Below are 14,333 nucleotides of genomic sequence, written 5' to 3' on the forward strand. Positions count from 1 at the left end.
GGGGCCGCGAGGGACGCGCATAAAACCGGTTGACGATCGGGGCTGTTTGCGGTATCTTGTGGCAAGGATACCGTCATGTCCACGATCCGTGAAATCCGGGGGAGTGCCATGCAGATTGTCAGATTAGCCGCCGCGGTTGCGGCGCTCGCAATGGTCGGCCTGCCGGTGGCCGGTCTGAGCGCCGATCTGAAAATTGAGAAAGCGTATCTCGCCTATCAGGGTTGCCCGGGGGACGTCTCCGTTTCCGTTGAGAATCTCGATTTCGCGCTGGGTCGGTTCCGCCTGCTGATTGCGGTCAATGAGGCGGCGACGGCGCCGGTGCGGGTGGATCCGGGAGCCACGCTCGCAGCGTGCGGGTACGAGCAGTTCGGCTACCGCCTGATAACCGATACCGCGGGGAACTACGATCTGGGACCGTTCACGCGGCTGATCGAGATCACGGGGACGCTGGCCGCGCCGGGCGGCGACTACCCCTGCGCGGGTGCCGGCGCGACGGTCGAACTGGCCCGCCTCCACCTCTTGGCCACCAACGATCGGGATTGGGAGTGCCTCGCCGTGCCGGTGGTGTTTTTCTGGCGGGATTGTCTCGACAACGCTCTTGTCAGCCGACAGGGAGACACCATGGAGGCGGTCGGGGCGCTGTTCTCCCTTCAAGGGGAGGACATCAGCACGTTTTACGCATTCCCCGGTTTCGGTCCTCCGGATCCATCGTGTGAGGGGCCCGCGGGGGTGACGCTGGTGCGCGGACTGAACGGCCACTGGGGGGGAGTCGATTTTGTCTGCTCCGACCGCGCGTGGGACTGCAACGACTTCAGCGGCGACCTCAATCTCAACGGCTTCCGGCTGGAGGCCTCCGACCTTGTCCTCTATGCAGACTACTTCCAGTTCGGGCTGGGTGTGTTCCGGGTGAGTGTCGAGGGGCAGATTGCGGCGAGCGATATCGACTGCGACGGGAGCACCCTCTCGGTTCACGACCTCTACGCGATGATGCGGCGGATCGCGGGCGACTGGTACCCGGCGACGTGGAAAGCGGCTCGCTCGAAAACTGCGGAGGCGACGCTGACAGCGGTGCGGGATGCCGCCGGGGTGACGTTCACGCTGACGGCGCCGTCCGGGATCGGAGCCGGCTGGCTGCGGTTCGACGCGGACGAGGCGGCGGCGATTGCGGTGACCGGCGCGCCGGCGGCGTTGGGCCGGTTTGACGGACGGGCGAGTGTACTGCTGGCGGATTTGGACGGTCTCCGGCTGGCCGTGCCGCCAGGCGAGACGGTCACCATCCGCGTAGAGGATCCCGCGGCCGAGGCGGCGTTGGCGGAACTCGTCGGCCCCTCCGGCGAAACGGTGGCGGTCAAGGAAGCATCCCCCCTGCCGCAGACTTTCGCGCTCGCGCAGAACTACCCGAACCCGTTTAACCCGACAACGTGCATCGAGTTTGTGCTGCCGCAGGCGGTGGACTGGCAATTGGACGTTCTCAATGTGCTGGGGCAGCGGGTGGCGATGTTCGCGGGGCACGCTGACGGCCGGGTGGCGGTGACATGGGACGCTGGCCAATGCGCCTCGGGCGTGTACCTGTATCGACTCCGGGCAGGGGATTTTGCGGCGACCCGGCGCATGGTGTTGCTCAGGTAGACCGGGACCGTTATGGTCCTGACGGGACCATTTGCGTTGATCGCGAAGAATGTCAGGACCACAAGGGTCCTGACCTACAGGAGATCAGGGCGGGGCGGGGTTCTGTCGCAGTGTGTCACGTTGACGGTCCTGGGGCGGACGCGGCGGGCGGGGACGTCACCCCGTGCGGCGGGCGACAGCATCGTGGATGATGGCGGCGTAGCGGGCGGCGAGCGGCCGGGCGGCGAACTGCTCGCGGGCAAAAGCGCACCCCGCCTCGGCGAGGCGGGCGCGCAGAGGATGGTCGGCGAGTAGGCGGAGGATCGCCTCGGCGAGGGCGGCGGTGTTGTCGGGTTCGACGAGCAGGCCGCGCCGTTCGTGGGCGATGATGTCGGTGATGCCGCCGGAAGCGGCGCCGATCACGGGGGCGCCGCAGAGCATCGCCTCCGAGAGCGCCAGCCCGAATCCCTCCTCGTGCGAGTTGAGGACCACCATGCCGGCCCGGTTGTAGACGGTGCGGAGGCGGTCCTGGGGAATGGGCGGCGAGATGCGTACGCGCTCGCCCAGGCCGAAACGGTCGATCAGGGCGCGGATCCCGTGTTCACCCGGACCGGCGCCGTATATCTCCAGGCGGGTGTCGGGGCGGTGCGCGGCGACGAGAGCGAAAGCTTTCACGAGGGCGTCGACGCGTTTCTGGGGGGTGAAGCGGGTGACGGCGACGATCGTGTGCGGTTCGCGCGGGACGGCCGGGTCGCGGTGGAATACGGTCTCGTCATGCGGCAGCGGGAGGACCTCGAGAATCGGCGCCAGCCCGGGATCGAGCCCGGCGATAGCGTCGCGGAGGAAAGTCGAGACGAAAGTCCAGCGGTCGAGCCGCCGGCCGAGCGGCCGGAAATAGCGGTAGGCGGCGCCGGCGAACTTGCGGATCAGTCGCACATCGGTGCCGTGCGACGAGAGCACGAGCGGCAGGGTGGTGCGGTCGGCGATTGTTTTCAGGACAAACCCGGAGGGGACGAGCCAGTGGCCGGCAACCGCGTCGATGCGCTCGCGCACGAGCAGATCGAACGCGGCGGCGCGCCAGCAGTGGAGGAAGCGCCGGAACCGGAAGACGCCCGATACCGAGCCGAGGACGATGTGCTGCATGTGGCCGCGGTAGGCGACGTCCTCGTCCTGATCCCGGGCAGCGTAGCGGAAGCGGTGCACGCGCACGCCCTCGAGGTCCTCGCGCTCGGCGGCGCCGGGATCGTGGGGGGCAAGCACGATGGGACGCAGACCGTGGGGCTCCAGGTGTTTCGCCAGGAGGGCGATGAACACGCCGGCGTGATCCCCGGCCCGGCGGGGGTAGTTGTGGGTCAGGACGAGCAGGTTTATCGCGTTCGCCATCACCGCAGAGTAGGAAAAGGGCCGCGGCCGCGCCAAATATAATTTTCGGGCGGCGCGCTTATGTGTTATACTCCGGCTTACTCGGCGGTGACTATGAAGACCCGGACTCCGATAGATTTCGCGCTCGATCTCGATTTTCGCGAGATTCTGACCAACCCGATTCTGGATATCGCGGCCCGGGTGTGGGAGGACGACCGGTACGAGGCCTTCCGCGTATGCTACCGGTCGATGCGGATCATCGACGACCTGGTGGACAATCAGAAGGCGGGGGGGCGGACGCTGGCGGTGGAGGAGCAGTGTTTGTTCGCCTCGATGATCGACGACTGGATCAATTCGCTGCGCCGCGGCCGGCCGGCCGACGCGTTCCAGGAGCAGTTTCTGGAGACGCTGCACCGCTACCGGCTGCCCCTGTGGCCCTGGGAGAAGCTGGCCGAGGCGATGGTGTACGATCTGTACCACAACGGATTCGCAACCTTCCGGGAGTTTCTTCGCTACACGGAAGGGGCGGCGGTAGCGCCGGCCTCGGTGTTTATGCACCTGTGCGCGGTGCGGCCGCACGCGACCGGGATTCTCGAGCCGGCTTTTGACATTCGCCGGGCGGCGCGGCCGCTGGCGGTGTTCTCCTACCTCGTGCATATCATGCGCGATTTCCGGAAAGATCAGACGGCGCACCTGCAGTATTTCGCCGACGACCTCATGGCGGAGGAGGGAGCCGCCCCTGAGGATCTCCAGCAGGCGGCGCGCGGCGGAGAGATTGTGCGCCCGGTCCGGGACCTGATGGGGCGGTACCGGGAGCTGGCCGAGCGTTACCGGCGGATCTCGCGGCGGATGCTCGACCGGGTCCAGCCGGACCTGGCGCCCCGCTACGGGCTCAGTCTGGAGATTATCTACCAGCTCTATCTTCAGATATTCGAACGAGTTGACCCGCGCTACGGGGACTGGTCGGCCGCCGAGCTGCAACCCCCGCCGGCGGCCGTGCAGGCGCGCATCGAGGCGACCATCCGGACTTTCCGGGCCGCCTGAGTTTGCACTTTCTGGGGAAGAAACCCCGCCCTACATTGGTAGTGATGCTGACGGCGGCGGAAGGATCCGGCGAAAGGCCGGCGTGAACGCCGCCGGGAAGGTGTATAACAGTGGAGGAACGAATGGCTCGTCTAGTCGGCATAATTTGTGTGGGCGTACTGACGGCGGCCGCAGCCGGCGCGGAAGAGGTCGCGGTCACGGTGTACAACAGCAACCTCGGCGTGGTGAGCGAAGTGCGCGACCTGTCGTTCGTCACGGGGACGGGGGAAGTGGCGTTTCGCGACGTCCCGGATCAGATCGATCCAGCTTCGGTGCGTTTCGAACTGGTGGGGTCGCGGCAGGGCATTTCCATTCTGGAACAAAACTACGCCTACGACCTGGTGAGTGTCGACAAGATCTACTCGCGCTACGTGGATTACGACATCGAAGTGCTCGACAAGCAGGGGAACCTGATCGGCGGGACGCTCCTGGCGGCGGGCCAGGGAGCGATCACGCTGCGGGACGCCTCCGGGCGGGTGAAAGTGGTTCTCCTGGAAAATGTCACGCAGGTGAATTTCCCGACACTCCCGGAGGGGCTGATCACGCGGCCGACGCTGTTCTGGCGGTATGCGGCGGAAACGGGGGGATCGTTTCCGGCGCGCGTGAGTTACCAGACCTACGGGCTGTCGTGGGAGGCGGAATATGTCGGGGTGCTGAGCGCCGACGAGAAGACGCTGGACCTCTCGGGCTGGGCCTCGATCACCAACAACACGAGCAAGACGTTCGCGGACGCGACGCTGACGCTGGTCGCGGGGGATATCAGCCGGGCGCCGCAGGCGAAAGCGGCCGGCATGGCGCGGATGGACATGCTGGCGACCGCGGAAGCGGGGTTCGAAGAAAAGGCCTTCTTTGAATATCACCTCTACACGCTGCCGCGCCCGTCGACGGTGGCCGGCAAGGAGGTCAAGCAGATTTCTCTGTTTGAGCCGGCGCGGACGGCGGCGGAGAAGCGGTTCGTGTACCGTCCCGAACAGAATGCGCAGCAGGTCGAGGTGGCGCTCCAGGTGGTCAATGCCGAGCAGGCGGGGCTGGGGATGCCGCTGCCGGAGGGACGGGTGCGGGTTTTCCAGGCGGATGCCGACGGTTCCCTGATTTTGCTCGGGGAGGACCGGATCAACCACACGCCGCGCGACGAGAAGATCGACATCCGCGTCGGGTACGCCTTCGACATCGTGCCCGAGGAGAAGCTCATGAACCAGACGCGCGTGTCGCAGCAGGTGGAAGAGCGCGCCTACGAGCTCCAGCTGCGCAACCGGAAAGATGAGCCGGTGACCGTGCACGTGGAGAAGGCGCTTCCCGGCGACTGGCAGGTGATCGCCGCCGATTTCCGGTACGAGAGGAAGGATGCGCGGACGTTGACGTTTGACGTCCCGGTTCCGGCCCGCGACACGACGACGCTGAATTACACAGTGCGGGTGAAGTGGTGACGCACAGAGCGGTTGACAAGCCCGGTGCGAGTCTGTAGATTCGCCCAGCGAATGAGGAAGGTCTCTGAATGAACCCAGGAGGTACCGTTTTGAAAAGAACAGCTGTGATAGTCATAGTGATGCTCGCGGCCGCGGCCCTGCTGGCGGGCAGCTCTTTGGGCGGGGGCAAACCGCTGAAAGCGATGATCAGCGGCGCCAAGATCGCGATCATCGAGGGCCGGCCGGATGAAGCGCTGCTCCTGCTCGACACGGTGGCAATCAGTTTCGGGGCGGTGCCGGAGGCCTACCAGTGGACGTTCCGGGTGTACGCCGACAAGATGGAGGGCGCGGCGGGACTGGACGCCAAGCGGCCCCACCTGGTGAAGATGCTGGCGTACATCGACTCACTGCACCTGACCTGCGAGGGGAAGATTCCGGTGCAGGACAAGAAGTATCTGAAAGACTGCGCGAAGTACATCCAGCTGGCCGACTCCACCAAGGTCAAGTACTTCCGGTTCTTCTATAATCTTGGTCACGGTCAGGTGAAGACGCTCGAACAGCTGGCCGGCAGCCTCGAGGGGGAAACCGACTCGACGCGTCTGGCCTACATCCGCGACCAGATCAACACCAACATCGACTCCGTGATCGCCAACATGAGCATGGCGATCCTGATCGACTCGAGCGACTACAGCCCGTATGTGGCGATCGGCGACTCCTACGACCGGGCGGGCAACTACGAGAAAGCGATCGAGTGGATGACGCGCGGTTACGAGCGGGCGAAGAACCCGCTGCTGCTCTCGCAACAGCTGGCGTACTACCATGTGCGTCAGGATGACTACTGCGGGGCGATCCCGTATTTCCAGGAGTACCTGAAGGCGTATCCCGATTCGCTGAACACGATGAACTACCTCGCCGCCTGCTACAACAACTGCGGCCTGGCGCCGGAGAAGCGGATCTATGTCGACTCGGCCATGACGATCTACCGGGTGATCCTCGAGCGGGCGCCGGAGAACCCGAACGTGTGGGCGGCCGGCGGCCGGTACTTCCTCATCAAGGCGCAGGACATGTCCGACTCGGCCTCGGCGGCGCGCACCCGGCAGGATGCGGCCGCGGCCGCGCAGTTCGATCTCCTGCGGCGCGCCATGTTCGATTCCTCGCGGACCTATTTCCGGACAGCCTGGGAGCAGGCGCCCGCGGACGTGGCGATCGCCGAGCAGTTTGCCTTCACCTCGGCCCTGCTGGAGGACTGCCCCGCGGCGGTGAAGGGATTCGAGGTGGTCGCGGAGGCCAAACCGGACAACGCGGAGAACTGGATCTCGCTGGGCGACTGCTATCTGCGGATGGCGGACTTCCCGAACGCCGTGCGGGCGTACGAGAAAGTCGCCGCGCTCCAGCCCGGCAAACTCAAGATATGGGAGAACCTGGGCGCCCTCTACAAGGAGACCGGCCAGGCGGACAAAGCGGCCGAGGCGGCCAAGAAAGTCCAGGAGTTGTCGGCGGCCGGGCAGGGATGAGCCGGACTCCCCGGCGAACCATCGGCAACGATGTTGTGAGATTCACCCACGGCAGGCTTCGGCCTGCCGTTTTTCTTCCACCATGGCGGCACGACACGCTTCAGGCGGACCGTACGTAAACGTGGCGGTCGCGGGACCGATGCAGCGAACGTTCACTTATGCGCTGCCGCCGGGGTCGGCACCCCTCTCCCCCGGCCAGCGCGTTCTGGTGCCGTTCGGGCGCTCCCGCACCGTGGGCTTCTACCTCGGGCCGGCCGGCCGCCCTCCAGAGGGGATCGCGGCCAAGCCGCTCGGGCGGGCGATCGATCCCTACAGCTATTTCTCCGACGAGTTGTTTGCCCTGTGCGTGTGGATGGCGGAGTACTACCTGGCGAACCCGGCCGACTGCCTGAGCGCAGCCCTGCCGCCGACGATCAAGAACCGGGCCGAGGCGCACCTGGTGTGGACGGAGGCGGCGGCGGAGGCCGCTCCGGAGCTGCGCGACCTGATCCGGCCGGGGCGGCAACTGCGGCCGTCCGACCTGACCGCGCTTCGGCGGCGGCGCCTCCCGGTGGCGCGCCTGGTGGCCGCCGGCGCCGTGGTGGAGCGCTGGCCCGAGGCCAACGCCCACACCGGGCAGCCGGTGGTCGGCTACCGCGCCGCCCGCCTCCCGGCCTGGGAGGAGTGGTTTGCGCGCGCCAAGGTCAAGCCGTACCCGTTCGACGGCATGAAGAGCCGGGCCGAACTCTTGGCCGCCGGCTGGACGGCGCACTATGTGGCCAAGGCGATCCGCGAGGGGCTGTTGGAGCCCTGTTACCGCGAGGAGACCGCCGACCTCTACGACATGATCGCACCGCGCGAAAACCTCGAGCAGATCCGGCTGACGCACCAACAGGAGGCGATCTTCCGGCAACTCCGCCCGGCGGCGGCCAACCCGGCCTTCGGCGTCCACCTCCTCCACGGGGTGACCGGCTCGGGCAAGACGATTGTGTACTGCCACCTGGCGCGCGAGGTGGTCGCGGCCGGGCGGACGGTGCTCGTGCTCACGCCGGAGATTGCACTCACGGGCACGACCCTGGCGTACTTTCGTGGATTTTTCGGCGACCGGGTGACCGTCATTCACTCGGCGATGAGCGACCGCGAGCGGCTGGCCAGCTTCAACGGGATCCGTGCCGGCACATACCCGATCGTGATCGGGCCGCGCTCGGCCATCTTTGCGCCGCTTGCGCATCTCGGCCTGGTGATTGTCGACGAGGAACACGATCCGAGCTACAAGCAGGACGATCCGGCGCCCCGCTTCCACGGGCGGGACTGCGCGATCATGCGCGGGCGGATCAAGGATGTCCCGGTGCTGCTCGGCTCCGCCTCCCCCTCGATCGAATCGTACTACCAGGCGCAGACCGGGAAGTACCGGCTGCTGGAATTGACCGAGCGGCCGGCCGGAGCGACGCTGCCGGCGGTGCGGGTGATCGACATGAAAACCGACCGCCTGGGCGGCGACCTCCCCTTCCTCTCCTACTCGCTCAAGAAGGAGGTTGACGAGCGGCTGGCCCGCGACGAGCAGGTGATCCTGTTTCTCAACCGGCGCGGCTACTCGCCGCAGCTGAAGTGCAGCCGCTGCGGGCGGGTGCCGGGCTGCCCGAACTGCCAGGTGAAACTGACCTATCATAAGGAGGGGCGGAAACTGTCCTGCCACTACTGCGGGTGGGTGGAGCAGCGCTACGACGCCTGCCCCTCGTGCGGCGACCCGCACTTCTTTCCGGTCGGCGCGGGAACCCAGCGGGTGGAAGAAACGATCCCGCGGCTATTCGAGAGAGCGGCGGCGCTCCGGCTGGATTCCGATTCCGCAACCGGCAGGCGGCGACTGCACGAGATTTTGACGGACTTTTCAGCAGGCAAAGCGAATCTGCTGCTGGGGACGCAGATGGTGACGAAAGGGCTCGACCTGCCGGGCGTGACGCTGGTCGGGGTGCTGGCGGCCGACGCCCTGCTGGACCTCCCCGACTTCCGGGCCTCGGAGCGGGCGTTTGCGCAACTGCTGCAGGTGGCCGGACGCTCGGGGCGGGCGGCCAAGCCGGGTGAGGTGCTCATTCAGACCTACGACCCGGAGCACCCGGTGATCGACCGCGCCGCGGCCCAGGATTACCGGGGGTTTTATGAGTCCGAAATCCGCAAGCGGGAGGAACTCGGCTATCCCCCCTACTCCCGGCTGGTCAATTTCGTGCTGTCGGGCGACGACGCCAAGCGGCTCGAGGAGGCGGCGCTCGCATTCCGGGAGGAACTCGATGCACGCATGCGCGAGGCCGGGGTGAACGGGCGGGTGCTCGGTCCGGCCCCCTGCCCCCTGTACTACCTGCGGTCGACCTACCGCCGGCACCTCTTTGTCAAGACGCGGCAGATCCGGGCGCTGGTGGTGATGCTGTCGGCCTGGGAGCAGCAGACCGCGCGGTTCGGGCTGCCGGCGAAGATCAAGGTTGTCGTGGATGTCGATCCGAACGATATGATGTAGCCAGGCCGGGGCGGCCAAGACAGAAAAACCGCCGGTCCGGCCATGCCTTTCGTTCCCCTCAAAGCACTCGTAGAGCCGACTCCGGCGGTTCTTCCGACTGTGACACTGTGGCTCTCTCGGAAGAAGGACGCACAAAGAGGTCTCCTCTTTGCAGAGCAGCCGGAATTCCCTTCCGACTGGTCCGCGTGAGGAAGCGCGGGCGGGCTTCCATATCCGCCCGTCGCATGCGTATGTAACAAGTTTTGTGCCGGATCGTTTCCGCAATTCCCAACATTCGGCGATCGCACAGTACGGCAAGAACTTAACCAATTGATGGCTTCGGCGGGCATTCGCGCGGACGCACGAATCACCCCTAAAATCGGCCGGTTTGGTCGTGAGAAAAAACGAATTGCCGTTCCGGGGAGTGGTCGCGGGCGCCATCGCCGGACAGCAGAAAGCCGCCGGGGTGAACCGGCGGCTTTCGAGAACGAACTGCCACTTGATGGCTGATGGTGATCGTGTGGAACGAAGGAGGGGCTCAGTCTTTTCCCTTGTCCTTCTCCTTGCCCTTCTCCTTCTCCTTGCCCTTTTCCTTCTCTTTGTCCTTGTCCTTGGCCCCCTCGGCGCCCTCTTCTCCCTCGGCTGCCGGGGCGGCCTCGCCCTCAGCCGCCACCGCCGCTTCCGCCGCCTCGGCCGCCACCGCCTTGATGACAGTCGGCGCGCTGATCACGACGACGGTGCGATCGGATTCGGCGAGGATTTCGACGTTGGGGATAGTGAGGTCGGAGACGTGAATGGCGTCGCCGATGCCCAGGTTTGAGACGTCGACGTTGACCACCTCGGGGATATTCTTGGGCAGGCAGGAGACCTCGATGTCGCGCATCGTGATCTGCATGATGCCGCCTTCATCTTTCACGCCCTTGGGGGTGCCGACGAAGGTCAGGGGAATATCGATGTTGAGGGGTTTGGACTCGCTGATGGCGTAGAAGTCGACATGGGTAATCCGGCTGCTGACCGGATCGCGCTGGACCTCGCGCAGGATGACCCGGTTGGTAACGCCCTCGACGGCGAGGTTGAAGATGGTGGTTCCGGAGCCGGCCCTGAGGGTGGCGTGGAATTCCCGCTCGCCGAGAGCAATAGTCCGGGACTCGACCTCGGGGCCGTAGACGACGGCCGGGATTTCGCCGGCCATGCGGGTCCGCCGGGCGGGACCTTTCCCGAACCGGTCGCGGGGGCGGGCGGCGATAGGTACTTCTTTCATGGCGCAAACACGTCCTTCGTTGAGACTATAAACAACATTTCATTTCGGTCACACGACGAGCGGCTGGTCCTCAAAGAGAGAGGAGACGGATTCCTCGTCGAAGATGCGCTTGGTGGCCTCCCCGATCAGCTCGGAGCAGGTGAGGATTTCGAATTTATCGGTGAGCGGCTTGCCGCTGTGGTCGATGGAATCGGTGATGATCATGGTCTTGATGGGGGACTCGATGATGCGGGTGATGGCGTTGCCCGAGAGCACACCGTGGGTGGCGGCGGCGTAGATGTCGCGGGCGCCGCGTTCTTTCAGGAAATGGGCCGCCTGGCAGATGGTGCCGGCGGTGTCCACCATGTCGTCGCGGATCAGGATGTTTTTCCCCTCGACGTTGCCGATAAGGTTCATGATCTGCGCCTGGTTGGGGCGGGGGCGGCGCTTGTCGACGATGGCGAGTTCGGCATTGAGGGCTTTGGCGGTGGCGCGGGCCAGCTTGATCGAACCGACATCGGGGGACACCACCACCAGCGGGTCGAGGTTGAGGGTGCGGAAGTACTTGTTGAAGATGCCGGAGGAGTACATGTGGTCGTGGGGGAGGTCGAAGAAGCCCTGGATCTGGCTGGCGTGGAGGTCCATGGTGATGACGCGGTCGGCGCCCACGGTGGTGATGAGGTTGGCGATAAGCTTGGCGGTGATGGCGACGCGGGGGCGGTCCTTGCGGTCGGCGCGGGCGTAGCCGTAGTAGGGGATGACGGCGGTGATGCGCATGGCCGAGGCCCGGCGGGCGGCCTCGATGAGCATGAGGAGCTCCATGATGTTCTCCGCCGGGGGGTTGGTGGACTGAATGACGAACACGTCGGCGCCCCGGATGTTGTCGTTGATCTGGACAAACACCTCGCCGTCGGAAAACCGGGTGACGGTGCAGTCGGTGAGCTTCTCGCCCAGGTAGGCGGCAATGCGTTCGGCGAGCGGGCGGTTGGCATTGCCCGTCACCAGTCGAATTTCCTCGCGAACTATCATGGGTATGGACCTTGTCGTTACACCGGAAAGTTAAACCTGTTTCGGCGTGGCTGCCCGGCCGCGTCGAAGCAGGCTCTCACCACCATTATCTCGTTGTCTGGCACGGTATATAACTGGGGCGCCAGGATTCGAACCTGGGAATGCCAGCTCCAAAGGCTGGTGTCTTACCGCTTGACGACGCCCCAAAAGCGTCTTGATGCCGTTAATCGCGGCGGTTGGGGCCGGCGCCGGGGCGTTTCAGACCCTGGCGTGGGCTTTCAGCTCCTCTTCATAGGCCGCCAACACCCGTTCTTCAATCGCCAGCCGCATTTCGGCGTTGACCGGGTGGGCGATGTCCTGATGCGTTCCGTTGGGGCGCCGGCGGGAGGGCATGGCCACGAAGAAGCCGGTGTTGCCCTGAATGATCTTCATCCCGCGCACCACGAACGCGTTGTCGAACGTCACGTTGGCGAAACCCCGGAGGCGTTCCTCTTCTCGCAACGTCACTCGTACTTCGGTGATTTCCACGGTGCCTCCAATTTCTCAGCTCTCCTGCGACAACAGGGTGATTGGCGCAACCGCGTAACACCGCCAATTTCCCCGTCTCTGTACAACCAGATCCTGGTGTTCCGGCTCTGATGCAAACAGTCCGAACACGGTCGGACCCGATCCGCTCATCCGGGCCAGGACAGCTCCGCGTTTCAGCAGTTCACCGGCGATCTCGTCCAACTCCGGGTGCGACCGGCGGTGAATCGATTCGAAATCGTTGTCTGCTTGACCCAAGTGGTGGACATACTCATCCACCGCCCGGCAACAGGGCAAGTTAAACGGGACCCCGGAATCTGTCAAGTTCCTTTTGAGGGCCGCATAGGCCGTCGCGGTGGACAGCGGGAACCCCGGGTTGACCAGGAGCAACCCGTAGTCGGTCGGAAATTCCGTCTCCTCCATTAACTCTCCCCGACCGCGGACAAGCGCCTGACCGCGCGTGAAGAAGAAAGGAACATCGGAGCCCAAGAGCAGCCCCAGACGCATCCGGTCAGGTGGCGCAAGCCGCAGTCCAAATAGATGGTTGATCGCCTCGATGGTTGCAGCCGCATCGCTCGATCCGCCGCCGAGCCCGGCCGCGACCGGAATCCGTTTCTCCAGAACTATGTGAAGCCCCTGATTCAGACCGAACTCCCGGGCCATCAGGCGGGCGGCCCGAACGACCAGGTTGTCCTCGCCGGCGGGAAGGCCGTCCTCCCCGATCACGTCCAGCCGCACGCCCGGAGCATCGGCGAGCGCGACCGTGAGAGTGTCGCGCAGCGAGACCGCCTGAAACAGCGAGTTGATGTTGTGGTAGCCGTCGGGCCGGCGGTTGAGCACTTGCAGGAAGAGGTTGATCTTCGCCGGTGCCTCAACGCGCACTTTGCCAGGCGCTATCTGTATAGTATTCATATTGGCACAGAAAAAGACTTCGTCCTTGGCCCACCCGTAACCATATCGCCCTAATTTAAGATAGGCAATTGCGGGCGCGTGTCAAGGGGGTGAGGCCAAATAGGACGCAAGAGACCGCGAGGCGAGCGCATCCGGCTGCGGCGCAAGGAGATAGGGTGGGGCGGCAAACGGGATCGACAAGCGCCGTCAATGAAACCGACGGGAGGTCGCGGAGAAACGCCTGCGGGAGGCCGGAGGATGAATGCTTGCTGCCGTATAGAAACGGAGAACTCCGGAGTTCATACCGCGTCGCAGCGTGAATCCCGGTCTCAAGCACTTCCGACGCACGGAGCGCGCCGGGGCGCTGTCTTACGATAGCGCCGGTGCGTCATCTCCCCGTGGTCTGCTCCTCCCCTTGTCCTTTCTCGAGAGAGGGGGAATTTCGCTGCGCATTTCCGGCTTCGAGCCATCGGAGAGCCGCCGGCGAGTTGCACTGCTGCCACTCGGCGATGAAGACATCGAGGAATTCCGACAACCTCTCCTTGGCGATGTCCTTGAAATCGTCCTCGCCGGCGAGGCCGAAGGTGCTGCGCTCCCAGAAGGAACAATAGACCGGCGGAAGGCCCCGGAGCTTGACCCCGGTCCGGGATTTCTCGAACCGGGCGTAGTCCAGATAGTCGCGCGCGCTCAGGGTGAGGACGTACGTGACGAGGCCGGTCGGAGAACCGTCGTCGAGGCGGTTGCGGATGAAGTCGATGGAGTAGACCAGGTCGGGGATGTTCATGTGCATGCTGTCCCGGTCGAGGCGGCCGGGAGCGTCGTACACCGCCAGGCGGTGGTGCGCCAAGGTGAGCCGCATCTGGGCGCGAAAGAGCTCTTCCGTACCGAACGCATAAAGCGCGCCCGGCGACATGCACACTGCGACCGTGACGCCGTCAAGTCCGAGCAGCGCGGTGCGAGGCTCCTCGGCGGCGGGCGGCACGTGAACCGGAAAGGAATCGCGGCCGACACCTTTCGCATCCAGGACGAGCAGACAGAGCAGGCTGTAAATCGCGCAATGAACGTGGATCATCGCTCTTCCTCCCTCGGTGCAGCAAGGCTGCTGTTTTTGGACGATTAACGTGGCGCTCTGGGCCCACAATACGCTATCGAATATAGCCGCCGGCCGCGCCGACACAATCTTTTTCTTCTCTGCTTCGCCTTTCGCGTTTCCTCTCTCCCCCTTGCGT

At 65.0% G+C, this 14,333-nt stretch carries 11 protein-coding genes and 1 tRNA gene; 5 read left to right on the plus strand and 7 right to left on the minus strand.

The window, feature by feature from the left end:
- Positions 1 to 75: 75 nt before the first annotated feature.
- Entirely contained in the window at positions 76 to 1,629 is a 1,554-nt protein-coding gene (locus tag KA261_09950) for a T9SS type A sorting domain-containing protein (protein ID MBP7698121.1), read from the plus strand.
- 156 nt (positions 1,630 to 1,785) lie between these two features.
- Here KA261_09950 and KA261_09955 read toward each other — a convergent pair whose 3' ends face one another.
- Complete coding sequence (locus KA261_09955; GenBank protein MBP7698122.1) at positions 1,786 to 2,991, minus strand: glycosyltransferase family 4 protein; 1,206 nt, start codon at positions 2,989 to 2,991, stop codon at positions 1,786 to 1,788.
- A 93-nt stretch (positions 2,992 to 3,084) separates the two neighbouring features.
- Here KA261_09955 and KA261_09960 point away from each other — a divergent pair, with 93 nt between their 5' ends.
- The 4 genes from KA261_09960 to priA all read left to right on the plus strand — a co-directional run bounded on the left by KA261_09960 (position 3,085) and on the right by priA (position 9,461).
- Positions 3,085 to 4,014, plus strand: coding sequence for a squalene/phytoene synthase family protein (locus KA261_09960; protein ID MBP7698123.1), 930 nt, complete (start codon positions 3,085 to 3,087; stop codon positions 4,012 to 4,014).
- A 122-nt stretch (positions 4,015 to 4,136) separates the two neighbouring features.
- Entirely contained in the window at positions 4,137 to 5,480 is a 1,344-nt protein-coding gene (locus KA261_09965) for a DUF4139 domain-containing protein (GenBank protein MBP7698124.1), read from the plus strand.
- 89 nt (positions 5,481 to 5,569) lie between these two features.
- Positions 5,570 to 6,973: a tetratricopeptide repeat protein gene (locus tag KA261_09970; protein MBP7698125.1), complete on the plus strand. Its 1,404-nt coding sequence runs from the start codon at positions 5,570 to 5,572 to the stop codon at positions 6,971 to 6,973.
- Positions 6,974 to 7,112: 139 nt separating this feature from the next.
- Positions 7,113 to 9,461, plus strand: coding sequence for a primosomal protein N' (gene priA / locus KA261_09975; GenBank protein ID MBP7698126.1), 2,349 nt, complete (start codon positions 7,113 to 7,115; stop codon positions 9,459 to 9,461).
- 517 nt (positions 9,462 to 9,978) lie between these two features.
- Here priA and KA261_09980 read toward each other — a convergent pair.
- From KA261_09980 to KA261_10005, 6 genes are all read right to left on the minus strand, one after another.
- Positions 9,979 to 10,701, minus strand: coding sequence for a 50S ribosomal protein L25/general stress protein Ctc (locus KA261_09980; protein MBP7698127.1), 723 nt, complete (start codon positions 10,699 to 10,701; stop codon positions 9,979 to 9,981).
- A 48-nt stretch (positions 10,702 to 10,749) separates the two neighbouring features.
- Positions 10,750 to 11,709 (minus strand): ribose-phosphate pyrophosphokinase, encoded by a 960-nt coding sequence (locus KA261_09985; protein ID MBP7698128.1) that lies wholly within the window; start codon positions 11,707 to 11,709, stop codon positions 10,750 to 10,752.
- A 113-nt stretch (positions 11,710 to 11,822) separates the two neighbouring features.
- Positions 11,823 to 11,894, minus strand: a tRNA-Gln gene (locus KA261_09990).
- A gap of 52 nt (positions 11,895 to 11,946) precedes the next feature.
- Positions 11,947 to 12,216 (minus strand): SpoVG family protein, encoded by a 270-nt coding sequence (locus KA261_09995; GenBank protein ID MBP7698129.1) that lies wholly within the window; start codon positions 12,214 to 12,216, stop codon positions 11,947 to 11,949.
- A gap of 15 nt (positions 12,217 to 12,231) precedes the next feature.
- A complete protein-coding gene (locus KA261_10000; protein ID MBP7698130.1) occupies positions 12,232 to 13,095 on the minus strand; it encodes a 4-(cytidine 5'-diphospho)-2-C-methyl-D-erythritol kinase in 864 nt (287 codons plus the stop codon).
- Between the two features lie 397 nt (positions 13,096 to 13,492).
- Positions 13,493 to 14,176 (minus strand): hypothetical protein, encoded by a 684-nt coding sequence (locus tag KA261_10005; protein ID MBP7698131.1) that lies wholly within the window; start codon positions 14,174 to 14,176, stop codon positions 13,493 to 13,495.
- Positions 14,177 to 14,333: the final 157 nt, after the last annotated feature.

It is taken from the genome of Candidatus Zixiibacteriota bacterium (genome assembly GCA_017999435.1).
In the GTDB taxonomy this organism is placed as follows: Bacteria; Zixibacteria; MSB-5A5; order GN15; family FEB-12; genus JAGNLV01.

Excerpts from the sequence above, each read along its gene's own strand:
- KA261_09950 (MBP7698121.1), top strand. The coding sequence starts at position 76 with ATGTCCACGATCCGTGAAATCCGGGGGAGTGCCATGCAGATTGTCAGA.
- KA261_09985 (MBP7698128.1), bottom strand. The coding sequence starts at position 11,709 with ATGATAGTTCGCGAGGAAATTCGACTGGTGACGGGCAATGCCAACCGC.
- KA261_09960 (MBP7698123.1), top strand. The coding sequence starts at position 3,085 with ATGAAGACCCGGACTCCGATAGATTTCGCGCTCGATCTCGATTTTCGC.
- KA261_10005 (MBP7698131.1), bottom strand. The coding sequence starts at position 14,176 with ATGATCCACGTTCATTGCGCGATTTACAGCCTGCTCTGTCTGCTCGTC.
- KA261_09965 (MBP7698124.1), top strand. The coding sequence starts at position 4,137 with ATGGCTCGTCTAGTCGGCATAATTTGTGTGGGCGTACTGACGGCGGCC.
- priA (MBP7698126.1), top strand. The coding sequence starts at position 7,113 with ATGCAGCGAACGTTCACTTATGCGCTGCCGCCGGGGTCGGCACCCCTC.
- KA261_09955 (MBP7698122.1), bottom strand. The coding sequence starts at position 2,991 with ATGGCGAACGCGATAAACCTGCTCGTCCTGACCCACAACTACCCCCGC.
- KA261_09980 (MBP7698127.1), bottom strand. The coding sequence starts at position 10,701 with ATGAAAGAAGTACCTATCGCCGCCCGCCCCCGCGACCGGTTCGGGAAA.